Consider the following 25,690-nt stretch of genomic DNA (forward strand, 5'->3'; position numbering starts at 1 on the left):
AATCCTGCAATCCTGATTGTATGCGTCCTTTCTCTCCTGGCATGGCCTTTGCTAAATGCGGGCACCATGGCTGGCCGACATGACTTTTCAATGCGGCCTCCCGCAGAAAGAAACAGCGCAAAGGAAGTGAAGAAATAATGCGAATTTCCACAGAATTATGGCTGACACTGTTTGTCTTCGCCCTGAGTTCCCTGGCCGCCTTTCTCACATACAGCCTCCCCACCACCGGATTGAGTACCGAACTGGGCCCGGCCTTTTTCCCATGGATAACGGTCATCGGCATGTTCCTCTTTTCCGTGCTACTGCTTGTGCGCTCCATCTGGAACAAACAGATAGTCAACGGTGAAACACCCAGCATCAACTGGAAACTGCTCGCCAAGCTGGCCCTGTTTCTCGTCTACATGGGGCTGTATGCCACCTTTTATGTTCAGGTCGGCTACCTGATCAGCACCGGAATTTTCTTCGTTTTGGCAATGCTCACACTGGGGGAACGACGTCCGCTTCACTTCCTGGTCATCCCCTTGATCGTAACCGGAGGCGTTTATCTGGTGTTCACACAAATTCTCAACGTCTACATTCCATAAAAAATTTCCATAATTCGTTTTGGCAAGGACCGGCGGCTCATTCCCCGGTCCGGGGTACTTCCTTAACACTCGAAGGAGAACAGAATGAAACGATTCATCTTATCGGTCCTTTGCTTCTGCCTGGTACTTTCGTTCGGCGCTACAGCCAACGCGGGCGACTTCCCCGATCATCCCATCCAGATCGTAGTACCGTACTCCGCAGGCGGCGGAACCGACCTCTCCGCCCGGGTCATGGCCAAAGTCATTCGCAAGTATATCGGCGTCCCCATGATTGTGGTGGACCAGCCGGGCGGAAGCGGCGCCATCGGCACCAGCGGCGTAAGCCACTCCACGCCTGATGGCTACACCCTGGGCATGGGCGCGCAAGGCCCGCTGACCATGCTGCCCTGCTACGGTGGAATCGACTACAACAAGGACTCCTTCGACTACCTCGCACTGATGGGCCGCAACCTCATTCTGATAGCCGTCAACAAGGACGCCCCCTTCCAGGACGGCAAGGCTTTGATCGAATGGGCCAAGGCCCACCCCGGTAAGTTGACCGTAGGCGTATCCGGCGCAGGCGGCGCTCCCCGCATCGCCATGGAGGGCTTTGCCGCAGCCGCCGGAATCAAAGTGAAGTGCATGCCCTTCAACGGCAGCGCTCCCGCCATCACCGCCTGTGTTGGCGGACATATCAACGCAGTGGCCGCCCACCCCGCCGAGCTGGTCAACCAGGCAAAGGCCGGTAACATCAAACTGCTCATGATCATGGAACCTGAACGTATCGCGCTCTTTCCCGACGTTCCCACCACCAAGGAACTGGGCGTGGACTTCACCTGGGCTGCCTGGAAAGGCGTGATCGCCCCCAAGGGGCTGCCTGCCGAAGTCAAGGCCAAGCTGGAAGACGCGCTGAACAAGACCTTTCACGATCCAGAATTCCTCAAAAAGATGGAAAACCTTGGTGAATTTATCGATTACCGGAACGGCGAAGGCTTCAAGCAGTTGGTGGAAAGAGACTCGAAAGTGGCCGAGAAGGTCATTCGCTCTCTCGATATGTACGGCATGAACGAACAGAAAAAATAAACTGATTCCCCCCGATAGTCCCCTTCCGGAGTCTCACCCCTCCGGGGGGGACAACTTAAAACGACGCACGCGGCAACTAAGGAACACACATGGACTACATGCAAGCAATCCTCCAGGTCCTCCAGCCCGAAGCTTTATGGGCCACAGGTGTGGGTACGCTGGGGGGCATTCTCATCGGCGCCATGCCCGGGCTTACCGCTACAATGGGCGTAGCCCTTCTCATCCCACTCACTTTTGGAATGCCTCCGGTGGAAGGCCTGAACATGCTCATCGGCATCTTCATCGGTGGCATCTACGGCGGCTGCGTCTCTTCCATCCTGGTCAAGACGCCCGGCACTCCTGCCGCAGCAGCCACGGTTCTGGACGGCTACCCCCTGGCCCAAAAGGGCGAAGCGGGCAAGGCGCTGGGCATGGCCACCATCGCTTCCTTCATCGGTGGCATCATAAGTACCGTCATCCTGGCCTGCCTGGCTCCACAACTGGCCGGAGTGGCCCTCAAGTTCGGCCCGTCGGAATACTTTTCCATGGCCTTGTTCGGCCTGACCATCATCTCCAGCCTGTCCGGCGACATCATAAAGGGCATCCTTTCCGGCCTGCTGGGCATATTTCTGGCCTGCTTCGGAGCCGACCCCATCAGCGGCTCCCTGCGCTTCACCTTCGGGCTCACCGGCTTTTCCTCGGGCTTTGCCTTTGTTCCCGCGCTGATAGGCCTGTTCGCCGTATCCGAGGTCTTTGTTCAGCTGGAAAACATTCTGGACGACAAGGTCAAGAAGATTAAAATTTCCGGCGTCTGGCCCAGCAAAAAAGAATTCAAAAGCTGCATCCCCACGCTCATTCGCGGGTCGCTCATCGGCACCTTCGTGGGCATCATTCCCGGCACCGGTTCCGGCACTGCCTCGTGGATCAGCTACAATGAAGCCCGGCGCGCATCCAAAACACCGGAAAAATTCGGCACCGGCCTCGTGGAAGGCGTCGCAGCCACGGAAAGCGCCAACAACGCAGTCTGCGGCGGCGCACTGGTTCCCCTGCTGGCGTTGGGCATCCCCGGCGACGTGGTCACCGCCGTACTCATGGGCGGACTGATGATTCAGGGTCTGGCCCCCGGCCCCATGCTCTTCCAGGAACATCCGGAAGTCATCGTGGGCATCTTCACGGGCTCGTTTGTAGCCAACATTTTCATGTTCATCATCGGCATGATCGGGATCAAGTACTTCTCCATGATCCTGAACATCCCCAAGAAACTGCTCACAGTAGCCATTGTGGTGTTCTGTTTCATCGGCTCCTACTCCATCAACATGAACACCTTCGACCTCTACACCATGCTGGGCTTCGGTGTGCTGGGCTATTTCATGCAGAAGTTCAACTTCTCCCAGGCTGCCTTGTGCATTGCTCTTATCCTGGGCCCTCTGGCCGAGTCCAACCTGCGCCTGGGCCTGCTGGGCACGGACAACGACGTCCTGGCTTTTTGCGCAAGCCCCATCACAATCGGTTTCCTGCTTTTGTCCGTCTTTTCCCTGGTTTGGCCGCTGATCCGGGCCATGCGTGAAAAGGCAAAGGCCGGGGCGCAACCCACAGGCACTTCCGCCAACTAAAAGCAGCAACACCATGAACAACACCATAGCCATAATTGCCGACGACCACACCGGAGCTGCGGATTCGGCCATCCCTTTCGCCAAGACGGGAGGCCGGACCTCGCTGCTGCTGGACCATACGGAACTCGACACCAGGCTCGCCGACCTGGACGCGGTGGCCCTGTCCACTGAATCCAGGTTTCTGCAGCCGGACAAAGCCGCCACGCAGGTTGCGGACATTATTGCCCGGTGCAGGAAGTCCGGCGTGAACCGTTTTTTCAAAAAAGTCGACTCCACCATGCGCGGCAATCCAGGAAGCGAAGTTATGGCGGCGTTGCAGGCCACGGGCTGCCAGGCAGCCCTGGTCTGTACGGCCATGCCCGAGGCTGGGCGGACCTGCCGGGACGGAGTCATCCTGCTGGATGGAGCCCCCCTGCACACCACGCATTTCGGACATGATCCGTTTCATCCCCTGTCCACTTCAACCATCTCCCAATTGCTGGGCAGGCAATGCGACCTGTCCGCCGGTTCCCTTTCCCTGGACGATCTGCGCGGTCCGGCCGAAGGGCTGGCCGCGCGCGTCCACCGGTTACTGGACCAGGGATGCGCCCTGCTCATCGCCGACGCCGAAGACTCCGCCGACCTGCAGCGCCTGGGCGAGATTCTGCACAGTATGCCGCAGTTATTGCCCGTGGGCGCTGCCGGACTTGCCAGAGCCTTGGCCAAGTCATTTGCCAGCTCTGCCCAAAACACGCAGCCCGAGGCCATGCAGAACAGACAGGCCCCGCATGGCCGCATGCTGGCTATTGTGGGCAGCCTCACCGGTGTTTCGCGCAATCAGGCCGACGTGGCCTGTGCCGAGGGACGGTTCGTTCCCCTGGAACTTGAACCGGACGCCGCCTGCGCAGACCCGCAAAAAGAGTACGCACGGCTGCTGCGCGAGGCCTGCGCCGCGAACAACGCCAACCTACTGCTGCAAACCAAGGCGCTTACGGAACCGCTGCAAAAATCGGGAGCCGACGGCCAGCGGGTGGCGGGACTTCTGGGACAGGCTGCCAGGACAATCTTTCGCAACTGTCCGTGCGAGATCATTTTTTCCACAGGCGGCAACACCTCCATGGCCATTGCCAAGGCCATGGGCATTACGTCCGTGACACTGTGGGAAGAACTGCTGCCCGGCGTGGTGCTCGGCTCGTGCCAAGTGCCCGACCACGGACAGTGTTGGTTCATAACCAAGGCAGGAGGCTTCGGCAGCAGCTCCCTGCTGTTGGATCTGGCCGCCCGTTTTGCTTACTCCCACGCAACAATAGAAGGGTAGAAGAATGCATACACGCCCCGTTCTCGGCATCACCATGGGCGATCCCGCGGGCATCGGTCCGGAGATCATCGTCAAAGCCCTGTCCGAGCCGCATATCTACGAAATCTGCCGGCCTGTCGTTCTGGCCGACGTCGGGGTCATGCGCCGTGCCATCAACGACATCGTCAAAGCCGACATGGACGTCCAGATCGTCCGCAAAACAACCGACGGCCTCCTTGGAGTAAAGGGCGAACTCGGCACCATGGACGTGCTTCCCCTGGAAGGGCTGGAAGGAGATCTCGCCCTGGACGACATTGCCCTGGGCAAGTTGGACTCCCGTTGCGGCAACGCCGCCTTCCGTTCCGTGGAGACGGCCATCAAGCTGGCCATGGACGGCGTCATCGACGGCACGGTTACGGCTCCCCTGAACAAGGAAGCCATGAACATGGCCGGTCATCACTACGACGGGCACACGGAAATTTACGCAACCCAGACCGGTTCCAAACGCTACTGCATGATGCTGGCCGACGGCGACCTGCGCGTGGCCCACGTGACCACGCACATGCCTCTGGCAAAAGTCGGTCCTTCTCTGACCGTGGAACGCATCCTCGACGTCATCCGCCTCGGCCACGAGGCGCTCGTAAGCCTGGGCATCAAATCTCCACGCATCGGCGTGGCCGGATACAACCCCCACGCCGGGGAAAACGGCCTGTTCGGTACCGAGGAGCAGGAAGTCATTGCCCCGGCCGTTGAAAAGGCCCGGAGCGAAGGCATCGACGCCAGCGGCCCGTTCCCTCCGGACACGATTTTCTGCAAAGCCCTGGGACGCGGCTACGACCTGGTTGTGGCCATGTATCACGACCAGGGGCACATCCCCATGAAGCTCCTGAGCTTCAAGTACGACGACGCCACTGGCAAATGGTCCGGGCTGACCGGCGTCAACGTGACGTTGGGGCTGCCCATCATCCGAGCTTCCGTGGACCACGGCACCGCCTTTGAAAACGCGGGCAAAAACGTGGCCGGGCACACGAGCATGAAAAACGCAATCGAATACGCGGCAATGCTGGCCTCGGGCCGCAGCGCCGAATAAAACCGCGCCTTCCCCGAGGGGGAGGCACAAGGATACATAATTATGACACACTTCAAATGCCTGCTGCCCACCGGAATCGAATTCGGCCCCGGAAAGATAAGCAGCCTGTCCGACATTCTCCCCGGCGGCGACACGCTGCTGCTCACTGATAAAGGCGTGGCCGCAAGCGGCATTGTCGACAAGGTCGCGGCCCAATGCCAGGCCGTGTCCGGCAAGGTTCATCAATTCATGGACATTCCGCCGGAACCGTCCGAAGACCAGGTCACCGAGGTGGTGGCCAAGCTCTCCGAGCTCAACGTCTCGGCCATCGTGGCCTTGGGCGGCGGCAGTGTCATGGACATGGCCAAGCTGGTGGGTGTGATGCTCAACGGCGGACCGACCATGCAGGACCTGTTCGACGGCAAGCTGCCCCGCAAACGCGACCTGCCGCTGGTCATGATTCCGACCACGGCCGGAACCGGCTCGGAAGCCACTCCCAACGCCATCATCTACCGTCCTTCCCAACAGCTCAAAGTGGGCATCGTCTGCGACGCCTTCATGCCCGACCGGGTCATTCTCGACCCCGAGCTGACCACCGGACTGCCCGCAGCCATTACCGCCTCCACAGGCATGGACGCCCTGTGTCACGCCCTGGAATGCTACATTTCCAACAAGGCCAACCTGCTCAGCGACGTACTGGCTGTGGAAGCCACCCGCCTGATCTTCAAAAGCCTGAAGAAAAGCTACACCAACGGCGGAGACCTGGAAGCCAGGGCTGACATGCTGCTGGCCTCCTTTTACGCAGGCATCTGCATCGCATCTTCCGGGACAAACGGCGTGCACGCCCTGTCCTACCCCCTGGGCGGACGCTACCGCATTCCCCACGGTGTTTCCAATGCCGTGCTTCTGGCACCGGTCTTTGCCGCCAACAAGGACGCCTGCATCTCCAAACTGGCTTCCATCGCCCCCCTTTGCGGCAAGAGCATGGACGGCACAAACGACGCACAAAAGGCCGATATCTTTGTCCAGGCCCTGGAAGAACTCAGCCGCGATCTGGGCATCCCGGCCCACCTGAGCGAACTCGGCGTGCCCGCCGAAGACCTTGACGACATTGTTGAGGCCGCCCTGCAGGTCAAACGCCTGCTGGACAACAACCCCAAGACACTGACCCGCGAAGATATCCGCGCCATCTACACCAGCATCCTCTAACAAGAACGGATCATACAATGAAAGAACTGCTTCCCTTTGTAGCGCTCGTTACCTGCTTCGACGAAAACGAAGCAATTGATTACGCGGCTGTCCGCAAACAGGTTCGCCGTCAGGTGGCCGCCGGAAACAACATTCTGGCCTGCGGAACCAACGGCGACTTCACCAGCCTGACTTTTGCGGAAAAGGTCCGCATCTGCGCCGAGGTAGTGGAAGAGGTTGCGGGCAAGGTCAAGGTTTTCGTCAACGCGGGCACACCCTCGTCCTACGAAACCGTCATGCTGTGCAAGGAAGTCGCCACCCTTGGCGTGGACGGCATAGCGGTCATCACCCCGTACTTCATCGGCTGCACCCAGGAAGGCCTCTACGCCCACTACAGCCGTGTTGCGGACAGCGTGGACAAGCCCATCTATCTGTATGACATCCCGGCCCGCACCCAGAACCACATCGAACCGGAAACATGCGCCCGCCTGGCCGATCATCCCAACATCCTGGGCATCAAGGACAGCGGCGGAGGCAAGGAATCCCTGGACGCCTACCTGGAAATCGCCCGCGGCCGCGACGACTTTGACGTTTTTTCCGGTCCGGACTCCCTGATCCACTACGCCCTAAGCCAGGGCGCCGGCGGCTGCATCTCGGGCCTGGGTAACGTCATGCCCGACACCTTGAACGCTATCTGCAAAAGCTATGAAAAAGGCGATGTGGAAGGCTCTCTCCGCCACCAGGAACTGTTCACCCAGCTGCGTGTGGACCTGTACGGACTGGGCTTTGCCCCGGCCATGGTCAAACGCGCCCTCTATCTGCTGGACAGCAGTGTAGGCGCCAGCCGCCAGCCGGCCCTGATCCCCACACCGGAACTGGACGAGAAGATCAAGGCTGTTCTGAACAAATTCGAAATCGAAGTGTAGTTTTTGCCTGATCGACTGGCCCGGAGTCAGCCAGCTCCCCTGACCTCTTTACGCACCCCATCCACACGACCCACCGGGGTCAGGGGAGCTTCTTCCGCCCAGGCAGGCACGAACCACGTAAACCGGCGTATCACACGCCACGAGGACCGCTTATGACGACCATCGTCACTACCTCGCCCGCATTCGGAACCATCGGCCGCGTTCCCGAAGCCATTGCAGAACGCGATTGGACCCTGATCCGCTGCACCGACACCGACAAGCCGCAGGGCGGCGTCGGCGAGCACCTCGACACCATGGAAATCATGGTTGTCGGCCTCATCGGTGCGGACAAAAACCTCATAAACAACGCTCCGCGTCTGAAGGCCATTCTCAAGCACGGTGTGGGCGTGGACAATATCGACATCCCGGCAGCCACAGCCAAGGGCATTCCGGTCATCAACGCACCCGGAACCAACGCCAACGCCGTGGCCGAACTGGTGCTTGGCAGCATGCTCTCCCTGGCCCGGCGCATCCCCATGGTGCACAAGGTCGTGGTGGAAGGCGGCTGGCAGCGCCATGTGGGCTCGGAAATCGAAGGCAAAACCCTGGGCATCGTGGGCCTGGGCTGCATCGGCCGTAGCTTGGCTGCCAAGGCCGTGGCCCTGGGCATGCGGGTTGTGGCCTCGGACCTGAAGCCGGATATGGAATTCGTGGAAAAACACGGCATAGAACTGCGCTCGCTCGACGAACTGCTGTCGGAAGCGGACTACGTGTCCCTGCACGTCTTTGGCGGCAAGGACAACAGCAAGCTTATCGGCGCGGAGCAGATCGCCCTGATGAAGCCCACGGCCTACCTGCTCAATTTCGCACGCGGAGAAATCGTGGACTTGGACGCCCTGGCGGCGGCCCTGGACAAGGAAGAACTGCTGGGCGCGGCCATCGACGCCTACGAACAAGAACCTCCGGACATTTCGCATCCCATTTTCAAACATCCCCGCGTGGTCTTCACCCCGCACTCCGGGGCAGACACCAAGGAATCCGTGGAACGCATGGGCCTGATGAACGTGCAGGACATAGACGCGGTCTTGGCGGGCGAGCCCTCTCCCAGAGTGCTCAATCCCGAGATCTACAAATAAACGACCCTACTCCTGCTGATGGAGACCTCTCCTGATGCAGTCTCCGGGCCGGGCGTATCGGCAATGCGTCCGGCCTGGAAATTCTCTCTCCCCTTGCCATCCGTTACTCGCCTCCGCCCAGCCGCATGCCACATGCCACATGCCACATGCCACTTGGTAAGATCGATGAATCTCCAAGAGATACACATAAAAGTCGCGTCACAGTGGATTATTTATGACATTAAACGAGAAAATAGCCCGAAAAATATCACCATGGAATTATTTTACCAAAACGATCAAGATACTCAAGACCAGGCCGGGCCGATTTATCAAGCAGCACCTGCACTATCATTGGCACTGTTTCTTCCATAGTATATGGGGCATCATTTCCACCTAATGAGGTCTTAATCCAACCCGGTGCAATTAAAGCTAATGCCCGTGATTTACCTGCTTGTTCCTGCCGGGCGGCAAAACATTTCATATACATGTTCAATGCGGCTTTACTGCCGCGGTATACTTCACGCATTCCTTTCGTGTTATCGGTGATACTGCCTTGTCCGGAAGACATAATGCCAATCAGCCCCTGTTTTTTTACATTGTCCTCCAAGCTTTCAACAACGCGCATGGGGCTCAGTGCATTGGTTACCATGACATTGACGAAATCGTCAGTATCCACTTCTCCGATGGTTTGATCCGGATCCCGATTAGTAGTTCCAGCGTTGACAAACAACATATCCAGTTGTGTCCCAGCCAGACGGTCATGGAGTGAAATAATCTGGGATTGTTCGCAAATGTCCAGCTGTTCAATCTGAACGCGCCCGGCGTACTGCTCAGATAGGTCATGTAACTGGGTATGTTCCTGGCCGCGGACAGTGCCAATTACATTCCAGCCGCGGGTTAAAAATTCAACGGCCATGGCATGTCCCAGGCCGCGAGAGGCACCAACGATGAGAATTATTTTTGCATTATTCATGTAAACTCCTTAAATTTTATATATTGGGGTTGTTTGGGATCTATTTATCCTGTTGGATAAACTATAAACTCATGGGGAAAACTGCGGAAGACGCACCATTTGCACTAATAAGTTGCATGGTACGCCATCTCATAAAAGGTGAAAGGTCAAATATGAGTCCTTATTCTGATTTTAATCTTCTGATTGTTTTGGATGCTTTGCTATCCGAGCAAAGTGTTGCGGGGGCGGCGCGGAAATTGGGGCTAAGCAGTTCTGCCATGAGTCGCGCTTTAGGAAGGTTACGGAATACGACAAAGGACCCGCTGCTGGTTCGAGCGGGAAGAAAAATGGTGCTGACCCCCTATGCAAAGTCCATTTGCGAACGTGCCCACTCCGCAGTGCTAGAGGTTAATACGTTATTACAGCCAGTGCAGCAGGACTTTGATGCAAAAAAGCTCACAAAGACCTTTTTAATTCGGAGCAATGCCGGGTTCATCGAACTCTTTGCCGCAGAGCTGATTGCTAAGGTTGCTCACAGTGCGCCAGGCGTACGGTTAATATTTTTGCCCAAGCCCGAAAAAAATACACGACCACTGCGCGAGGGAGAAGTTGACTTAGAAATCGGGGTGGCTGGAGAGATGGGACCGGAAATCCGCCTGCAAACATTGTTTAGCGATCACTTTATCGGAGTGGTTCATTGTAATCATTCCCTGGCCCAGAAGCAAACGGTTACCCCTAAACAGTATTGCGCCTACGGCCATGTAGTGACCTCCCGTCACGGCAAAGCACGAGGTCCTGTTGATGAGGCGCTGTCAAAAATAGGGCTGCAGCGAGAAATCACCGCCGTTGTGCCATCCTTTGCTGCCGCATTAAAGGTTGCGTTACATTCCAAGATGATCGCCTTAATCCCATATTCATTTTTTACCGGAATCGTGCGACACCAAGAGATAGCCAATAGGTATCATGCTTTTGATCTCCCCGTGCAAACCAGTGGCATAACCATCTCCCAGATGTGGCATCCGCGGTTGCAAGCTGACCCTGCGCATCGCTGGTTTCGCAAAATAATGTTGAACGTATGCAAAACACAAATTGGCTGACGGGTGAATTTAATACAATTTTGACTTGTACCGATGAATTATGACAATCAAATTCACTTTATTACCACGATATTTCTATTTCATGCAGTAGAAGTATAGTGAGTCTTTTGTCTATTATCGGTCGCTTTTTCTAAAACTCTCCGCCCACAATATACAGGGGTGACCCCTTCCTTTTGTTTCAAGTCATTTCCCTGAGATTACTGCAAGCTCCCCGACGAAACATCAAAACACCGGCCCCCCACAACGTTCCCACAAGATCCCGTATAAAACCGGTTGATCCCGGCATAGACCAATCCCCTCACATTCAGTGCCTCGTCACGTGGACTCGTCTCCCCGGTACAAACGAAAACTGCCTTATGGGGTAAACAATTGTTACACACAATCATAACCTACAAAAAAGTAGGAAATTCGCCTCCATACCCTCGCCTTCCGGCTCCCGGGGAAACCAATAAGGCACGGTATTCAGGTAATTACGAATGTCGAAAGGACTAGACATTCGGTTTGACCTATGCTGATATCCCGCAAAATTCGGGAAGAAGTGCGGAACTCCGTTCCAGAAGCACCATCCGGGATAGCGAAAAGCAGATGACGAAAGCCTTTTCGACGTGTCCCAGGATTCCTCCCAAAGCCATCCAAGAGCAGGACTTTGGTCGGGAAAACGGCGTTTATCTGACACCAACTCCTCGTCGGTACGTTTTCCCTCGCACCTTGCCGGGTAAAGCCGCAGGTCCGATTTCCTGAGGTTTATCACCGGGAAAGCTCTTAGTTACATATAGCCTCGCTGCAGTATCGGCCGGAGTGCCTTATCGTGCCTTGGTCCCGTTCGTATGCAGCGGTAATTTCTGGAGGTTGGAGAATGGTTCATGCTGAATACTAAAAAACGGCCCGCGTTCAACACACGCTGGACCCAGATAGTGTTTGTACTTTTGGTTTCCGTATTCATGCTGTCGGCGGTTTCCGCTCAGGCTGCCAAGTTCAAGAAAGAATACAAAATGCAGGTAACGGTCGGCCCCAAACTGTATTGGGGCATGGGCGCTACCAAATTTGCAGAGCTGGTAAAGGAAAAGACCAACGGGCAGATCATCGTCAAGCCCTACTTCGGCTCCGCCCTGCTCAAGGGGGCCCAGCTGAAAAGCTCACAAATGGTGGCCAAGGGTGTCATCGACTGTGCTTTGGATTCCACCATCAACATCAGTCCGGTCATCCCCGAAGCCAACATTTTCCACCTTCCCTTTTTCCTCAACACCTTTGAAGCGCTGGACAAGGTAAAATTCGGCAAGGCCGGAGAAGCCGTGTTCAAAGCCATGGAAGCCAAGCGCCTGGAGCCTCTGGCCTGGGCGGAAAACGGTTTCCGCCAGCTGACCAATTCCAAGGTTCTGGTCAAAACGCCTGAAGACATGAAGGGATTGCGCGTCCGCGTGGTGGGCAACCCCCTGTTCATCGATACCTTCCGCCAGTTGGGCGCCGACCCCGTCAACATGAACTGGGGCGATGCTGTGGCAGGCTTTCAGCAGGGTGTTGTGGATGGTCAGGAAAACCCCATGGGCGTTCTGGTTCCCATTCAGATTTACCAGTACCACAAGTACGCAACCCTGTGGAACTACGTGGTCGATCCGCTCATCATCTATTGGAACCAGCGGGAATGGAAAGCCTTCCCCAAGGATATTCAGGATGCCATCATGGCCGCCGCCAAGGAAGCCGGACGCTTTGAAACGGCTCTGAGCCGGGCCGGGCTGGACGGCGAGACGTCCCTTAATATTCTGAAAAACGAGTTCAACTACTCCATCGAAGTACCCGACCCCATCGCCTTTCTCGAATCCAAGGGCATGGAAGTACACGAGCTAACTCCCGAAGAACTGGCTGCCTTCAGTGAAGCCACGCGTCCTGTGTACGACAAGTGGATCAAGGAAATTGGCCCTGAAGTATACGAAAAAGCCAAGGCTGACCTAGGTCGCTGATATACTCCTTTGGTCTTGTGTTATCTCTGCCCCGGGAAAACACTTTCCCGGGGTTTTTTGTTATGCAGGATTTCCCCCCGGAAATCCGAAGTCGGAGTAAACTCATGAAAAAGATGTTGTGGGGCTTCCGCCTCGACCATTGGCTCGTAGCCATATTCATGGCGACAATGGTCATCATTGCATTTCTGAATGTGCTGAGCCGGTACATTTTTCACTTTTCCCTGGCCGCCACAGAGGAAATCACCATCAACCTGTTTGTCTGGGTCACCACCATCGGCATCGGCATTGCGTTTGAGCGCAGCGGACATCTGGGAATGGTGACCTTTTTCAACAAATTTCCCCGTTCTCTGCAGAAAGCCTCTGTAATCATCTACTCCCTGCTGGCCGTGGGGCTGTTCCTGATACTCGACTGGTACATGATACAGGCCATTTACGACGAAATTACCCTGTTCCAGGCACGGTCCGCGTCCCTGAACATTCCGGTATGGATATACTACACGGGTCTGCCCATTTTTTCCGTGTTCATCTTCCGCGGCATTTACCTGGACGCCCTTGCCAAACTGACCGACAAGGAAAAGGAAGAGGAGAAATAACATGGAATTCCTGCTTATTCTCGTCCTCTTTCTGGTGCTCATGTTCATCGGATCGCCCATCGGCATTTCTCTGGGCGTGTCCGCCGTGGCCTCCATCATGTACTTCGACCTCGGCGCGGAAATGCTGGGCGTCAACTTCGCCTCGGGCATTGCCTCCTTTCCCCTGCTGGCCATTCCGTTTTTCGTGCTGGCCGGGGTCATATTGGAGCGCGCGGGCATAGCCGCCCACATTGCCAGCTTCTTCGAGCTGCTGGTCGGCCGCGCCACCGGCGGATTGTCCATTGTGGCGGTGCTCACCTGCATGTTCTGGGGCGCCATGTCCGGCTCCGGCCCGGCCACAACCGCCGCCGTGGGCATGATTCTGCTGACTCCCATGCTCAAGAACGGATACGACAAGGCCTTTGCCGGGGCCACCATTGCCAACGCCTCGGACCTGTCCATCATCATTCCGCCGTCCATAGCCTTCATCATTTACGGCAACATCACCTCGGTTTCGGTTTCCGCCCTGTTCGTGGCCGGAATTATTCCCGGTCTGCTCACCGGACTTGCCACCATGGTCGTCGCCTGGTTCATTTCCCACCGCCGCGGCTACCGCGGAATAAACTGCCGCGGCTGCATGTCCGAGCTGCTTACGGCCCTGCGGCAGTCCTTCTGGGCGCTCATGGCTCCGGTGGTAATTTTGGGCGGCATCTACACCGGAATATTCACTCCCACGGAAGCCGCTGTCGTGGCGGTGTTCTACAGCCTGTTCGTGGCCGTGGTCATCTACCGCTCCATCAGCTGGCGCGACCTTGTGGAAATTCTGGTGGATTCCGCCGTAACCAGCTCCGTCATCATGTTCATTGTGGCATTTGCCGGCATCTTCACCTGGGCTGCCTCGGTAACCGGCGTCATCGACACCCTGGCCAATTTCATCATCAAGGTGTCGCCCAACGCCGTGGTTATGATCATCCTGGTGAACGTCCTGCTGTTCGCCCTGGGCATGATTCTCGATGCCATTTCCATCTCCTATCTGCTCATGCCCATTCTCATTCCCGTGCTGTCCGCATTCCATGTCGATCCCCTCTTCTACGGGGTCATCTTCATTTCGGCCCTGGCTATCGGACAGGCCACTCCCCCCGTGGGCGTCAACCTCTTTACGGCGGCCAACCTTGTAGGCTGCGAAGTGGATGCCATAGCCAAGGAAGCCATACCCTACGTGGCCGTGGACTTCCTGGTGCTGATCATCCTCTCGGTTCTTCCCGTCCTTTCCCTCTATCTCCCCGTATGGGCGGGACTCTACACTCCGTAAAAAACAATTTCCCCGGCCCCTTCGTTGTGAAGGGACCGGGGAAAATGGGGAACATTTCGTCCACAAACATCACGCACACGGGCAGACTCCCGGACTTTTGCAGCCGGGGCAGGATGTCGTGGTCTTACTTTTCAAGAAATATAAAGAAAAATTGGGACGCGCTTCCACGTCTGGCCCATCAACACGGCTCGGGCAGAAAGCCTACTTTCGGGCCAACGACCTGTTGCGCCAGTCCAGGGGCTTTGGGACGTGAAAATTGTGGTAGAACTTTGTGCCTTGGGGAAACCCGTGGACAATGCTCATGGGGATGCCTGCGGCGGCCTCGTACTTGTGCAAAGCCTTTTCGGCAGAGCGCATGTCCTTGTACACTCCGGGGCCGATGATCACGAAACGCATTCCATTCTGCGGATTCCAGTACGGTACCAGCCGCAAATACGCGCCTATTGCCGAATGCGCCCGCAGGAACGCATAGGCCCGCCCCAGCGCATCGAACTCACCAATCCGCAACACATATCCATCCAGATACTCGGGAGCTGAAGGAAAGGGAATGGCGGGCAAATGGACCCGGTCTCCGATTTCCAAATGCTTGAAATCCCGAATCGAAGGATTGGCGCGCTTCACCTCGTCGCGGTAGGCATCCCGGTAGACGCCGTACACCCGGTCGATCATACGCGAGACAAGCGATCCTCGCTGAACAACCAGATACCCCAACGTGGTCGGTCTGCCGTCTACAGAGGCTGCCGGTTGCTCCGGGAAGAAGGCCGCTGACTCCCTCGTTCTTACTGTTCCGGCCGTTTTCAGAACCGCGACCTGTTCAGCTCCGCCCTTTGCTGAAAGCTTTTTTCCCACCTTCCCTTTTGCTGAAACAGTACGGGGCGTCTGCTTGGGGACTTCCGTGGCATCCGCAGCCATGGAGTTGTTCTCAGTCCGTGGCGGTTCAGAAGCTTTGCCCAAGGGACCAGCTGCAAGATCGGTCGCCTGGGCTACCGAGTAGACATCTGCCGAAGGGACGCTGCGGACGTGTACCCTGACTTCACCGGCAACGGGAAAAGCTGGCCCCACATTGCGTCCAGCAACAGCAGCGGCCATGGAGTTCCCCGAAGAGGAAGCAGAAGGGCTATTTTTCGGCACCGCCTCCAGCGGAAGGGCGACATCTTCGCCGCTCACCAGTCGGTTGATTGCGGGGATGCCAGAGGTCCACTTTGCGGCCAGCCGCCCAATATCCATCCCGAGAATCTGCCAGCCCAAAAGGCCCAAACAGAGAACCCCGGCAGCTGTTGCGGCTGTTTTGGCCCAAGGCTGGAGCCAACGCCGGGGCTGGGGGGCCGTACGTGCGGCACAGGCCTTTACCAAGGCAGGACTGACCTTGCGGTCGTTGCGGATGATGAGGGCAAGAAGAGACTGATGGGCAAGGTGCATGATCCGCCGGGGGTGCCCCTGCGTGACGCGGTGGATGGCACGGCAGGCCTGCCAGGGAAAAATCTTGCAGGCATTTTTTCCACCGGCCACGCGCAGGCGGTAGTGGATCATCTCCCTGGTCTGTTTGGCGGTAAGCGGTTCGAGCTGCAAATACTCGTTGATGCGGTCCCGCAGGTTGGGGAGGTTATCAATAACCGAGGCCAGCTCGTTTTGTCCGAAAATGATCACCTGCAGCAATTTTTCGCTGTTGGTCTCGTAGTTGAGCAGTTCGCGGATCACTTCCAGACAATCGACACTGACCTTCTGCCCCTCGTCAATGACCAGGACCAGCGTATCGCCGCACTCCAGGGCCTGACGGTAAATTTCTTTTTTCAGCCGTTCCGTTACTTCGCGCCGGGGCAGCCCCACAGGCTCTTCTTCGCCGGAAAACATGACGTACAGATGGGCCAGAAAATCATCCGGGGTGGCAAAATAAGGGTCCAGAACAAGGTAGGTGCGGATGGATTTGTCATTGGTCAGGGAACGAAGAAGCATGCGGCTGAGCGTGGTCTTACCCGTGCCCACTTCGCCCAGCACGACATTCACCCCGCGCTTGAGGCGAACGGCGATTTCCAACCTGTTGAGGCTCTCCCCGTGGCTGGAAGAACGGTAAAAAAAGGAGGGATCCGGGGAATTGGAAAAGGGTTCTCGCGTAAATCCGAGCAGAGAGTAATATTCCATAGATGTCGTCCCCGCCACTCAATCTCAATTCAAGTGCATCCACACCGGATACACACCCCCGACAGTCGGCCACGACCGGATGTCGGCTCCACAACGGAACGGCCAATCCGATGCACGCCGAACAATCTAATCTTTACGCAACGTACTTCGCAAGGAAAGACTTGGAGGGCAGCCCGACCTTCCCGCAGGTATGGCGTCCGATTCATGGCATGCAAAGAGCAGCGGTATAAGCGGCACGTCATATGGTGGGCATAGGCCGCCATGCACCGCTACAGGAAGCAGTTCCTTTGAAAATACGTCTCCGTATTTTGCGGACACCCCACTAATGAATAATGGTCGGACGGATGAAGACCATCAGCTGGTCCTGGCTCTTTTCCTTTTTCTGGTTCTTGCCGAGCCAGCCGATCCCCGCTACGTCCTTGAGCCCGGGAATGCCACTTTCGCTCCAATCATCCGTGGATTCCGTAAGGCCGGAAATAACCAGCGTCTGGTTGTTGCGGACGGTCATAACGGTTTCTGTCTCGCGGGTGCGGATGGAAGCGACCTCGTCGAGTTTGTCCAGCTGCGCGCTTCTGTCCACGGAGTTGTCCGTAACGGCAATCTTCATCTTGATGGTTTCGCTGTCGATAACGCGGGGGACGATTTCAAGCTTGAGCACGGCTTCCTTGAACTCGTAGCTCACTTCGGTCTGCCCTGTGGACGCTATGCTCTTCTGGTACGGAATTTCCAGACCATTGGCGATATAGCCGCCCTGGTTGTCCAGGGTCACGATGGTTGGGCTTGAAATGATGTTGACCTTGCCGTCTTCATCCAGGGCCGAAAGCTGCATTTCCAGGTAGTTTCCGTCCAGGAATCCCAGGAGAAAATTCCCCGCAGCTCCGGAAGTGGGAAACTTTCCGTCAAGGCTTTTCGCAGCGGACGGTGAAGGAAAATTGATGCCGTACTTGTCGCTGCCGGAAATACCGTTCTGCCCGTTGCGAAACTGAATGGGCGTGCCGCTCTTCCAGCCTTTCAGGCTCCATCCCCATTGGATGCCCAGTTCGCGGGCCACACTGCGGGACGTTTTGACGATGAACGCGGTAATAAGAATTTTCTTGCGCGGACGGTCGAGACAGCGGATGAGACTCTTCACCTTGACCAGCTCTTTTTGCCGGGCACGGACAATCAGCGTATTGGTAAGCTGATCCACGACGACCCGCGAGTACATCATGCTGTCCTTGATTTCATCGTCATTGGTATCGTCTTTGTTTTGTTTGTTCTGATCGCTGCGGATAATGGAAAGCACGCCCGAATCGTCCCCCCCGTACTCTCCGCTGACCTTTTCGGTTATTTTTTCCCCGCCGTAGGGAGAACCGTAAATTTTTGCTCCGACAAAATCGGCCACGGTCTGCTTCACGTCGTTGACGTCCGCATATTTCAACCGGAAAAAGCCGGTGCCATAGTTGGCGCTGGAGAGCCGCCGCGCCTCTTCCAGCTTGTTCATATGCTGGAGGTCCTGCAGGGACATCACCCGGATGATGCTTCCTTCACACCGGTAGGCAAGCCCCTGTGCATTGAGCACGCTGCGGAAAACATCGTCCCAGGGTGCGTCGGTCACGCTCAGGTTGATCTTGCGATTCAGGTCCGGAAGAACCGGAGCTCCGGCTACATTGGCTGCATTAGCTGCAAGGTTCTGAGGCCCCATGCCGGTGTTTTCCTGGACCACTTGTATGGGGTTGAAAACGATGTTGCGTTTACCGGCCTGGGCAAGAAGCTTGAGAACGGTGCCTACCGGAACGGGTTTGCGCAGATCCAGCGTAATGGGAATTTTGGGAAGATCGGGCGTACATTGCCCGGGAGTCTGGTCGTCCTCGGTGTCGAAAACAACGGAATTGATGCAGGCCTCGGCACTGTAGTCGCGGGCGGGTTCGTCAACGGGTGTGGTAGAATTTTTGGTCTGCTCTACGATATTCTCCCACTTATTGAGAAAATCATCTTTGGGCAGTTCGCGTTCCCCACAGCCGACAACCAAACAAACCAGAGCCGCAAGCAATAGGAGTTGTAGATATTTCAAAAAGAAGCTCTTTTTCATCAAAATTGCCGTGTTCCCTTCCCTGACATGCCGCATTTAAAAAGTAAAATCCGCAATTTGCAGCACTTTACGTTCACCTTCCCTTCCTTCTGTAGCCTTCCTTTCTAAAACAACTTCGCTTTTTCTTATTTTGAGCACAACAAACTCGGTGTTCTCGACCTGCTCGCCGGGACGGTAATCACGCCCGTTGATAACGGCCCAAAGTTCTCGTCCGGTTTCGACATATCCGTCGTACACCAGCTTCTTTTCCTTTGCGATGGCTGGAAGGAAACGATCCAGCGGCCCCAAAGAAACAGGAGTCGGTTCTTCGATTTTCCTTTGAAAAAAAGGCGAGTTTGCCCATGGTTCGGATGCACTCTGCAACCTGTACTTGTCGAGGGGGGTAACTTGCTGTTTATTCAAAATCGCCTGGGCGTTAAGCAGTATTTTTTGTGCATCTGCGGTATATTGCGTATTCCCGCTCTGCTCCTGCGCCCGCCCGAAATGATCGACCCCCAACACATACACGGCATATCCGATAGCGAGGCTCATCATAAAGACAAGGATCTTTTGTCTGTTCATGGACTCCTTATACCCGCCAAATACGTTCTGTTTTTTTCAGTACAAGGAAAAGAAAAGACACTCTTTGCATAACAGAACAGCTCCAAATTCCACAAGCAGAACAATCCACAGTGTCTCAAAAGGTCTTTTAAAGAACAACACCAGACCGATTCAATCCACTATGAAGAAAACAAAAAAGTTGCATACTGCCCATTTTGCATAAAACAAACATCATTCTGCAATTAAGTACATTATTTTTGCAAGAGCTCTCTAGAAATTCGTATTCAATATGTATTCTAATGCGTGCATCAGTTTACAACCAAAGTTTTCTACTTTAATGAGCAATTATTACATATTTTTCAACAAATTAAAATAGGAACGAAAACACAGCAGCAAACGGGGACATCCAAAACAACATACTGATTTTATTAAAAATAAGTCAAAAGCAGAACAAAAGAAAAAAAGTTCCAGATTCTTTAATGAGTTACAACTTTTAAATTCTTGCTATTTACGCTACTCTAATTATGAAAAAAAAGGCATCTGAAAAAGAGCACGACCTTTGATCCACGGCTCAATACCTTTGGGAGGTGCGTATCAGGCGTAACATGAAAGAATACAATACGTTTGCTTATCAAGGTATCTTCCCGGGCTGTATTCGCATTCGTTCAGCACAACAAAAGACCATGAACAGGACGGACACATACCAGCCCAATGCCGAACTATTCCAAAGCGTGCCGACACCCGTATGAACACACACAACAAAGCGCCGTCGTCTACAGATGAACTTCTGGAGCTGATCCGCGAACCCGACTCGGGTTCCCAGCCCGTGCCCCAAAAGAAACGCACTCGCCCCGTATTGCAGGAAAAAAGAGATTCCCCTTCCGCACGAAAGGTGATCTTCCCTGCAAAAACATCTTTTTCCCTGGTCAGGCGAGGACTCCAGTCGCAGTCTGTTGTCATTGGCGTTGCCTGCTGCATCGAGGGGCTGAACCTCATCCGGGTGGACAGATCATACAATCCGCCGCGCATTGCCGACTTCCAGCATATTCCCTTTCCCGAAGGCATTGACGCCGACGCACCGGGGTTTGCCGCGTTTCTCAAGCAGAACATGACCTCCTTTTGCGGCAAGGTGCGCCGCCCCGAGGTATGGGCCGTGCTGCCCGAAGGCAAAGTCGAGATTTCCCATATCCGCATCCCAAAGCTTCCCCGGGCCAAGCGCACTGCAGCCATTACCTGGAAGGTCCGGCGGGAAAAGAACTTTGACGAAAACACCCAGGTGATGGACTGCGGTATCGTGGGTGAGGCAGTGGAAGACGGCGTGGTGCAGACCCTTGCCTACGTGGCGATTGCCGAACGCAAGGACGTCAGCTCGCTGCGGTCGCTTTTCAACGACATAGGCTACCCTCTTACGGGTGCAACAGTGCCGTCTCTGGCCACTCAGAACCTTTTTGCCACACACTATCTGGGCGACGGGGACAGCGTGTGCGGCAGTATCTTCATAGGACGCGAATGGTCGCGCATAGATATTTATCAAAACGGCAAGCTGGCCCTTATCCGCAATGTCAAAAGCGGGGTGGAGTCCATGGCCAACGCCCTGGAGAGCTCCTACAACCAGACGCGTCCCCAGAGCGAAATACGCATGCCCGAGCTTTCGCCGGATGGAAGCGGAGCCGTGGACCAGCCTGCTTCCAACGCCCGAATGGACGCCGCCAGGGCCTGGGAAGTGCTTTTTGCCAAACTTCTCGGCACTCCCCTTTCCCCAGGGCCGGGGGCTGAACTCAGCGAAGATGAAGTCCTGACCAGGATAACTCCTGCAATGGATCGCTTCATGCGCCAGATAGAGCGGACTTTTGATCATTTCCGGGCCAGAGCCGGAGGGGAACCCGTAGCCCGCATCTACCTCAATGGCCATCTTTGCCTTTCCCACAAACTGCACGGACGCATCAGCGAGCTGACCAACATCCCCTGCACTTTGCTGGACCCTTTTTCCTCCCCCATAATGGCGGACCAACCTTTCCTGCCGCATGAGACGGAACGGCAGGGACTGACAAAGGCTGCCGCCCTGGCCCTTTCCAACAAAATGCATTCGGCCAACATGCTGGTTCCCTTTTTACAACGCGAGGCCCAGGCTGTTCGTCAGGGGCAGACCCAGATACTCATTGCCTGCACGTTGCTGTTGGCAGTCGTCCTGACCGGAGTAGGCATTTGGCAGCGGCAGGACATTACGGACCTACGCACCCAACTTGCAGCAATCAATACCCAGGTGCAGAAACACGGCTCAATGGTAACCAGCAGAGACATCTACGGGGAGTGCAAGGCCGAGGTGGATTTAGCCAAGGAGCTTAAAAAGACCGGACAAGTCTACCAGGGGCTTGCCGTTCTGGGCGAAATTTCCCGGCTCACACCGGATGATATCCGGCTGATCCGTCTGGAGCTTATGCCCCGCGACGAGCTCCCCGGACGCCCCAAAATACCGCAGGCGGCTTCCGTCAAGAACAAGGCTCCCCGCTACACTTTGGTGATGGAAGGCTTTGTTCAGGGGGATGTACGCACGTTGGAGGCAACTTTATCCTCCTATCTGCTCAAGCTCGAACTTTCTCCGCTGTTCGCCATGCCGGAGGTGCCCCGCAGCATCACCGAAGCAATGGGAGAGGAAAAGGGGAATAAGGTTCTCTCCTTCACTTTGAACATTGATCTCCTCAACGACGAGGAGGCGACCTCCTGATGACACGCCCGCCTTCCGGTTCATTCCGCATTATTCTGCCCACCCTCTTGTGTCTGGCTGCCCTGGGGCTGCTCGGCTATTTCGAGGTGTACCAGAACCATGTCCAGAAAGAACAGCTGGAGCAGATCATCTCCGAGCGCAAAAACCTTCTGGCCCAGCAAGAACTGTTGCGGCCGTTTTTCAACACCTTGAAGGAGCGGCAAAACGTCCCCTCCTACAGCGTTCTGCCCGGTGTGCTGAACACCCCGCTGCCCCCCAGACAGCTCTACCCCCTGATCAACGACATCATGGACAGGGCGGCCCGAAGCGGATTTGAAATTCTGGAAGTTGCGCCGCAGTCCGCAGCATTTTCCACAGACGCCCAGGCCGTAATCATCAGCTGCAGGCTCAAGGGAGAGTTCACGAAGCTTCGCGATTTTCTCCTCAAAATGGCGATTCTGCCGTATGCCAATACCATGCGGTCGCTCTCCATACGCGAGGACGGGCCCACAGTGCTCATCAACGCCACGTTCCGTTTCCAGCTTGCGCAACGAAGCGCGGCACCCCCCAACACACAGCAAACAAACCGCAAATCATAGCCTGGGGCTTTTTATGCTGAAGGTTCGAAAAAAACTGGGCCAAATGCTTCTGGAAGAGAAGCTTATAACGCCGCAAAAGCTCGATAAAGCCCTTGAGGAAAACCGTTCTTCCGACGTCAAGTTGGGAGAATTTCTGGTACAGAAAGGACTTATACGGGAAAGCGACATTCTGGACATGCTCAGCAGGCAGCTGGGCATTCCTCGCTACAGTCCAGCCAAAAACCCCATAGCCTCCGATGCGTCCACGCTGCTGCCCATAGCCATGGCGCAGAAGTACCATATGGTTCCCCTTTCCCAGTCGGGCTATCTGCTTCAGGTGGCCATTACCGACCCCATGGACATCAATGCCCTGGACGCGGTGGAAATTGAAACCAACACCGAAGTCGACCCCCTGCTCTGTACCAACCAGGAGCTGAACCGCCTCATGTCGGCGGTTTACGGCATGGCCGCGGGCATGGGGCAAATGCTTTCGGAAATAGAACCGGCCGATGCAATTGCATATTCCGGCGCAGGCCCGGATGAACAGGACCTGAGCAATATTCAGGACATGATCCACGATGCCCCGGTTGTAAAGATCGTCAACACCATCCTTAACCAGGCCGTGCAGGAAAACGCCAGCGACATTCATCTGAGCCCGGAAAGGGACCAGGTGCAGCTGCGCTTTCGGATAGACGGCAGGCTCCGGGACATTCCTGCTCCTCCCAAGAGCATGTTCTTGCCAGTCATCTCGCGGTTCAAGATCATGGCAAACATGGATATCGCGGTTTCGCGCATTCCCCAGGACGGGCGCTTCAGCTTCAAGATGGAGTCCAAGGAAATCCATGTGCGCGCTTCGATCATGCCCACCATTTACGGGGAAAACCTGGTACTGCGTCTGTTGAACACCGACGCGGAAATTTACTCTCTGGAAGCCTTGGGAATGAACCAGGCGGATAGAAAAAAAATCGCCAGGGCCCTGCGCAGGCCGTACGGGCTGATTCTGGCGACAGGCCCCACCGGCAGCGGCAAATCCACCTGCCTCTATTCCCTGCTCTCCATGCTCAACCGCCCGGATGCCAATATCCTTACGCTGGAAGATCCGGTGGAATACCGCATGCCCGGCGTGCGTCAGGCCCAGCTGAACCGCAAGGCGGGAATGACCTTTGCCAGCGGGTTGCGCTCCATACTGCGCCAGGACCCGAACATCGTCATGGTGGGCGAAATCCGCGACCCGGAAACCGCGGCCATCGCCATTCAGGCGGGCATGACCGGCCATCTGGTGCTCTCCACCCTGCACACCAACACAGCGGCCGGGGCCGTAACTCGCCTTATCGACATGGGCATAGAGCCCTTTCTGGTCTCCTCCGTGCTGCTGGCCTGCATAGGCCAACGGCTTGTGCGCAAGGTCTGCGAAAGCTGCAAGGAGCCGTACACACCGCCCGCGCAAGCCCTGCGCGCCTTTGGCCTGGAAAATGCGGATGTAAGCAAGTTCATGCGTGGCAGCCATTGCCTGCAATGCGGTGAAACCGGCTACAAGGGCCGTACAGGAATTTTCGAGGTGCTGTTCATTGACGAGGCGGTCCAGGAGCTCATTCTCAACCGCGCCACATCGCGCGAGATTGCCCGCACGGCCGCCAGAACATCCAAGTTCACAACCATGCGCAGGGATGCCCTGGCCAAGGTACAACAAGGCATAACCACGCTTGAGGAAGCCGCCTCGGCAATTCTGGTCTGATCAAGGAAAAACCATGCCCTCATTTCACTATAAAGCCATCAAGAACACAGGCGATACGGTCGAAGGAAACGTCGACGCGGATAACATCGCCCAAGCCGAAGACATCATCGCGTCGCGGGGGCTTATTCCTTCCGCGCTCACCCCCAGGCGAGTCGGCACCTTGGGGGGAAAGAAAAAAATCGTCCTCTTCGGCAAGGTCAAGACGACTGACCTGATCCTGTTTACCAAACAGTTCCGTACCATGCTCCATGCGGGCATTCCCGTGGTCAAAAGCATACAGGTGCTGGAGCAGCAGACCGAAAGTCTGCAACTGCAGAAGGTGCTGGCCATCATTGCCGTGGACCTGCGCCAGGGGATGTCCCTTTTCGCTTCGTTTTCCAAGCACAAACATGTTTTTTCCGATCTGTACTGCAACATGCTGCGCACGGGCGAATACAGCGGCAACCTGCCCGCCATTCTGGACAGACTCAGCTACATCATCCAGCACGAATACAAGGTGCGCAAGGATATCTCCTCGGCCATGACCTATCCGATGATCGTTTCGGTCATGCTGTTCGGCTCCTTTCTCTTTTTACTGACCACCGTTGTGCCCAAGTTTGTGATGATATTCCGGCAGGCAAAGCTAACCCTGCCCTGGCCCACCAAGCTATGCCTGACGCTTTACGAACTGCTGGCCAATGATTGGCCCTTCGTGCTTATCGGCGCAGGCGCGGTCTTCGGCGGATTGTTCGTCTACCTCAAGACGCCCCAGGGAAAGTACGTGCGGGACTCTATTCTTTTGCGCCTGCCGCTCCTCGGCCCCGTCTTTCAAAAAGGCGCCATGTCCCGCTTTGCAAGCATATTTTCCATTCTGCAGTCGAGCGGCGTTCCAATTCTTGAAACCATCGACATCATTTCGGGCACCATAGGCAACGCCGCCATTGCCCGCGAGTTCGACAATCTGCGCGACAAGATAAAGGAAGGACACGGACTGGCCGAGCCGCTCAAATCGTCCAGATATTTTCCCCCCATGGTCATCAATATGATCGTTATCGGCGAAGAATCCGGTAACCTCGACATCATGCTCAAGGAAGTCTCCGACCACTACGACTACGAAGTCTCCCACTCCATTTCCCGCATGTCCGAACTTATAGGCCCCGTGCTCATGCTGTGCATGGCAGCCGTGGTGGGATTTTTTGCTCTGGCCATATTCCTGCCCATGTGGGATCTCACAAACATGGTGAATATGTGATGCACAGCCC

20 protein-coding genes are annotated in these 25,690 nt (G+C 55.9%); 16 read left to right on the forward strand and 4 right to left on the reverse strand.

Features of this window, described 5'->3' with window-relative positions:
* Nucleotides 1-137 precede the first annotated feature (137 nt).
* The 8 genes from ACI0FJ_RS07055 to ACI0FJ_RS07090 all read left to right on the forward strand — a co-directional run bounded on the left by ACI0FJ_RS07055 (nucleotide 138) and on the right by ACI0FJ_RS07090 (nucleotide 8,812).
* Nucleotides 138-584 (forward strand): tripartite tricarboxylate transporter TctB family protein, encoded by a 447-nt coding sequence (locus ACI0FJ_RS07055; RefSeq protein ID WP_424300969.1) that lies wholly within the window; start codon nucleotides 138-140, stop codon nucleotides 582-584.
* An 84-nt stretch (nucleotides 585-668) separates the two neighbouring features.
* On the forward strand, nucleotides 669-1,646 hold the full coding sequence (locus ACI0FJ_RS07060; RefSeq protein ID WP_424300972.1) for a Bug family tripartite tricarboxylate transporter substrate binding protein: 978 nt from the start codon (nucleotides 669-671) through the stop codon (nucleotides 1,644-1,646).
* An 89-nt stretch (nucleotides 1,647-1,735) separates the two neighbouring features.
* A complete protein-coding gene (locus ACI0FJ_RS07065) occupies nucleotides 1,736-3,238 on the forward strand; it encodes a tripartite tricarboxylate transporter permease (RefSeq protein ID WP_424300974.1) in 1,503 nt (500 codons plus the stop codon).
* Nucleotides 3,239-3,251: 13 nt separating this feature from the next.
* Entirely contained in the window at nucleotides 3,252-4,535 is a 1,284-nt protein-coding gene (locus ACI0FJ_RS07070) for a four-carbon acid sugar kinase family protein (RefSeq protein WP_424300977.1), read from the forward strand.
* Between the two features lie 4 nt (nucleotides 4,536-4,539).
* Nucleotides 4,540-5,604, forward strand: a complete 1,065-nt coding sequence (gene pdxA / locus ACI0FJ_RS07075) for a 4-hydroxythreonine-4-phosphate dehydrogenase PdxA (protein WP_424300980.1) — start codon at nucleotides 4,540-4,542, stop codon at nucleotides 5,602-5,604.
* Between the two features lie 42 nt (nucleotides 5,605-5,646).
* A complete protein-coding gene (locus tag ACI0FJ_RS07080; protein ID WP_424300983.1) occupies nucleotides 5,647-6,792 on the forward strand; it encodes an iron-containing alcohol dehydrogenase in 1,146 nt (381 codons plus the stop codon).
* 17 nt (nucleotides 6,793-6,809) lie between these two features.
* The gene (dapA, locus tag ACI0FJ_RS07085) at nucleotides 6,810-7,697 is read left to right on the forward strand and encodes a 4-hydroxy-tetrahydrodipicolinate synthase (RefSeq protein WP_424300986.1); all 888 of its coding nucleotides are present in this window, start codon (nucleotides 6,810-6,812) and stop codon (nucleotides 7,695-7,697) included.
* A gap of 152 nt (nucleotides 7,698-7,849) precedes the next feature.
* Nucleotides 7,850-8,812, forward strand: coding sequence for a phosphoglycerate dehydrogenase (locus ACI0FJ_RS07090; protein WP_424300989.1), 963 nt, complete (start codon nucleotides 7,850-7,852; stop codon nucleotides 8,810-8,812).
* A 247-nt stretch (nucleotides 8,813-9,059) separates the two neighbouring features.
* On the opposite strand, the gene ACI0FJ_RS07095 is transcribed toward ACI0FJ_RS07090, so the two are convergent.
* A complete protein-coding gene (locus ACI0FJ_RS07095) occupies nucleotides 9,060-9,764 on the reverse strand; it encodes an SDR family NAD(P)-dependent oxidoreductase (protein ID WP_424300992.1) in 705 nt (234 codons plus the stop codon).
* 152 nt (nucleotides 9,765-9,916) lie between these two features.
* On the opposite strand from ACI0FJ_RS07095, the gene ACI0FJ_RS07100 reads away from it, so the two are divergent.
* The 4 genes from ACI0FJ_RS07100 (at nucleotide 9,917) to ACI0FJ_RS07115 (ending at nucleotide 14,682) form a co-directional block, all read left to right on the forward strand.
* Entirely contained in the window at nucleotides 9,917-10,840 is a 924-nt protein-coding gene (locus ACI0FJ_RS07100; protein WP_424300995.1) for a LysR family transcriptional regulator, read from the forward strand.
* A gap of 863 nt (nucleotides 10,841-11,703) precedes the next feature.
* Nucleotides 11,704-12,798 (forward strand): DctP family TRAP transporter solute-binding subunit, encoded by a 1,095-nt coding sequence (locus ACI0FJ_RS07105; protein ID WP_424300998.1) that lies wholly within the window; start codon nucleotides 11,704-11,706, stop codon nucleotides 12,796-12,798.
* 104 nt (nucleotides 12,799-12,902) lie between these two features.
* Nucleotides 12,903-13,391, forward strand: a complete 489-nt coding sequence (locus ACI0FJ_RS07110) for a TRAP transporter small permease (protein ID WP_424301001.1) — start codon at nucleotides 12,903-12,905, stop codon at nucleotides 13,389-13,391.
* Between the two features lies 1 nt (nucleotide 13,392).
* Nucleotides 13,393-14,682 (forward strand): TRAP transporter large permease, encoded by a 1,290-nt coding sequence (locus ACI0FJ_RS07115; RefSeq protein ID WP_424301004.1) that lies wholly within the window; start codon nucleotides 13,393-13,395, stop codon nucleotides 14,680-14,682.
* A gap of 201 nt (nucleotides 14,683-14,883) precedes the next feature.
* On the opposite strand, the gene ACI0FJ_RS07120 is transcribed toward ACI0FJ_RS07115, so the two are convergent.
* The 3 genes from ACI0FJ_RS07120 to ACI0FJ_RS07130 all read right to left on the reverse strand — a co-directional run bounded on the left by ACI0FJ_RS07120 (nucleotide 14,884) and on the right by ACI0FJ_RS07130 (nucleotide 19,453).
* Nucleotides 14,884-16,821, reverse strand: coding sequence for an ExeA family protein (locus tag ACI0FJ_RS07120; protein ID WP_424301007.1), 1,938 nt, complete (start codon nucleotides 16,819-16,821; stop codon nucleotides 14,884-14,886).
* A gap of 322 nt (nucleotides 16,822-17,143) precedes the next feature.
* Nucleotides 17,144-18,874, reverse strand: coding sequence for a secretin N-terminal domain-containing protein (locus ACI0FJ_RS07125; RefSeq protein ID WP_424301010.1), 1,731 nt, complete (start codon nucleotides 18,872-18,874; stop codon nucleotides 17,144-17,146).
* Nucleotides 18,875-18,928: 54 nt separating this feature from the next.
* Nucleotides 18,929-19,453 carry a hypothetical protein gene (locus tag ACI0FJ_RS07130; protein ID WP_424301012.1) on the reverse strand — a complete coding sequence of 175 codons (525 nt, stop codon included), beginning with the start codon at nucleotides 19,451-19,453 and terminating at the stop codon, nucleotides 18,929-18,931.
* A gap of 724 nt (nucleotides 19,454-20,177) precedes the next feature.
* Between ACI0FJ_RS07130 and ACI0FJ_RS07135 the strand changes: the two genes are divergently transcribed.
* Genes ACI0FJ_RS07135 through ACI0FJ_RS07150 form a run of 4 tightly spaced genes read left to right on the forward strand, consistent with a single transcriptional unit; the run spans nucleotide 20,178 to nucleotide 25,680 of the window.
* Nucleotides 20,178-22,157 carry a hypothetical protein gene (locus tag ACI0FJ_RS07135; RefSeq protein WP_424301015.1) on the forward strand — a complete coding sequence of 660 codons (1,980 nt, stop codon included), beginning with the start codon at nucleotides 20,178-20,180 and terminating at the stop codon, nucleotides 22,155-22,157.
* Complete coding sequence (locus tag ACI0FJ_RS07140) at nucleotides 22,157-22,735, forward strand: hypothetical protein (protein WP_424301018.1); 579 nt, start codon at nucleotides 22,157-22,159, stop codon at nucleotides 22,733-22,735. Before ACI0FJ_RS07135 ends, ACI0FJ_RS07140 begins: the two co-directional genes overlap by 1 nt.
* 13 nt (nucleotides 22,736-22,748) lie before the next feature.
* Nucleotides 22,749-24,449, forward strand: a complete 1,701-nt coding sequence (locus ACI0FJ_RS07145; RefSeq protein ID WP_424301021.1) for a GspE/PulE family protein — start codon at nucleotides 22,749-22,751, stop codon at nucleotides 24,447-24,449.
* 13 nt (nucleotides 24,450-24,462) lie between these two features.
* The gene (locus ACI0FJ_RS07150) at nucleotides 24,463-25,680 is read left to right on the forward strand and encodes a type II secretion system F family protein (protein WP_424301024.1); all 1,218 of its coding nucleotides are present in this window, start codon (nucleotides 24,463-24,465) and stop codon (nucleotides 25,678-25,680) included.
* Nucleotides 25,681-25,690: the final 10 nt, after the last annotated feature.

It is taken from the genome of Desulfovibrio sp. 7SRBS1 (assembly GCF_049723905.1).
In the GTDB taxonomy this organism is placed as follows: domain Bacteria; phylum Desulfobacterota; class Desulfovibrionia; order Desulfovibrionales; family Desulfovibrionaceae.

What these genes read in the sequence shown, in the direction of transcription:
- ACI0FJ_RS07055 (WP_424300969.1), top strand. Translation starts at nt 138, where the DNA reads ATGCGAATTTCCACAGAATTATGGCTGACACTGTTTGTCTTCGCCCTG.
- ACI0FJ_RS07060 (WP_424300972.1), top strand. Translation starts at nt 669, where the DNA reads ATGAAACGATTCATCTTATCGGTCCTTTGCTTCTGCCTGGTACTTTCG.
- ACI0FJ_RS07065 (WP_424300974.1), top strand. Translation starts at nt 1,736, where the DNA reads ATGGACTACATGCAAGCAATCCTCCAGGTCCTCCAGCCCGAAGCTTTA.
- ACI0FJ_RS07070 (WP_424300977.1), top strand. Translation starts at nt 3,252, where the DNA reads ATGAACAACACCATAGCCATAATTGCCGACGACCACACCGGAGCTGCG.
- pdxA (WP_424300980.1), top strand. Translation starts at nt 4,540, where the DNA reads ATGCATACACGCCCCGTTCTCGGCATCACCATGGGCGATCCCGCGGGC.
- ACI0FJ_RS07080 (WP_424300983.1), top strand. Translation starts at nt 5,647, where the DNA reads ATGACACACTTCAAATGCCTGCTGCCCACCGGAATCGAATTCGGCCCC.
- dapA (WP_424300986.1), top strand. Translation starts at nt 6,810, where the DNA reads ATGAAAGAACTGCTTCCCTTTGTAGCGCTCGTTACCTGCTTCGACGAA.
- ACI0FJ_RS07090 (WP_424300989.1), top strand. Translation starts at nt 7,850, where the DNA reads ATGACGACCATCGTCACTACCTCGCCCGCATTCGGAACCATCGGCCGC.
- ACI0FJ_RS07095 (WP_424300992.1), bottom strand. Translation starts at nt 9,764, where the DNA reads ATGAATAATGCAAAAATAATTCTCATCGTTGGTGCCTCTCGCGGCCTG.
- ACI0FJ_RS07100 (WP_424300995.1), top strand. Translation starts at nt 9,917, where the DNA reads ATGAGTCCTTATTCTGATTTTAATCTTCTGATTGTTTTGGATGCTTTG.
- ACI0FJ_RS07105 (WP_424300998.1), top strand. Translation starts at nt 11,704, where the DNA reads ATGCTGAATACTAAAAAACGGCCCGCGTTCAACACACGCTGGACCCAG.
- ACI0FJ_RS07110 (WP_424301001.1), top strand. Translation starts at nt 12,903, where the DNA reads ATGAAAAAGATGTTGTGGGGCTTCCGCCTCGACCATTGGCTCGTAGCC.
- ACI0FJ_RS07115 (WP_424301004.1), top strand. Translation starts at nt 13,393, where the DNA reads ATGGAATTCCTGCTTATTCTCGTCCTCTTTCTGGTGCTCATGTTCATC.
- ACI0FJ_RS07120 (WP_424301007.1), bottom strand. Translation starts at nt 16,821, where the DNA reads ATGGAATATTACTCTCTGCTCGGATTTACGCGAGAACCCTTTTCCAAT.
- ACI0FJ_RS07130 (WP_424301012.1), bottom strand. Translation starts at nt 19,453, where the DNA reads ATGAACAGACAAAAGATCCTTGTCTTTATGATGAGCCTCGCTATCGGA.
- ACI0FJ_RS07135 (WP_424301015.1), top strand. Translation starts at nt 20,178, where the DNA reads ATGAACACACACAACAAAGCGCCGTCGTCTACAGATGAACTTCTGGAG.
- ACI0FJ_RS07140 (WP_424301018.1), top strand. Translation starts at nt 22,157, where the DNA reads ATGACACGCCCGCCTTCCGGTTCATTCCGCATTATTCTGCCCACCCTC.
- ACI0FJ_RS07145 (WP_424301021.1), top strand. Translation starts at nt 22,749, where the DNA reads ATGCTGAAGGTTCGAAAAAAACTGGGCCAAATGCTTCTGGAAGAGAAG.
- ACI0FJ_RS07150 (WP_424301024.1), top strand. Translation starts at nt 24,463, where the DNA reads ATGCCCTCATTTCACTATAAAGCCATCAAGAACACAGGCGATACGGTC.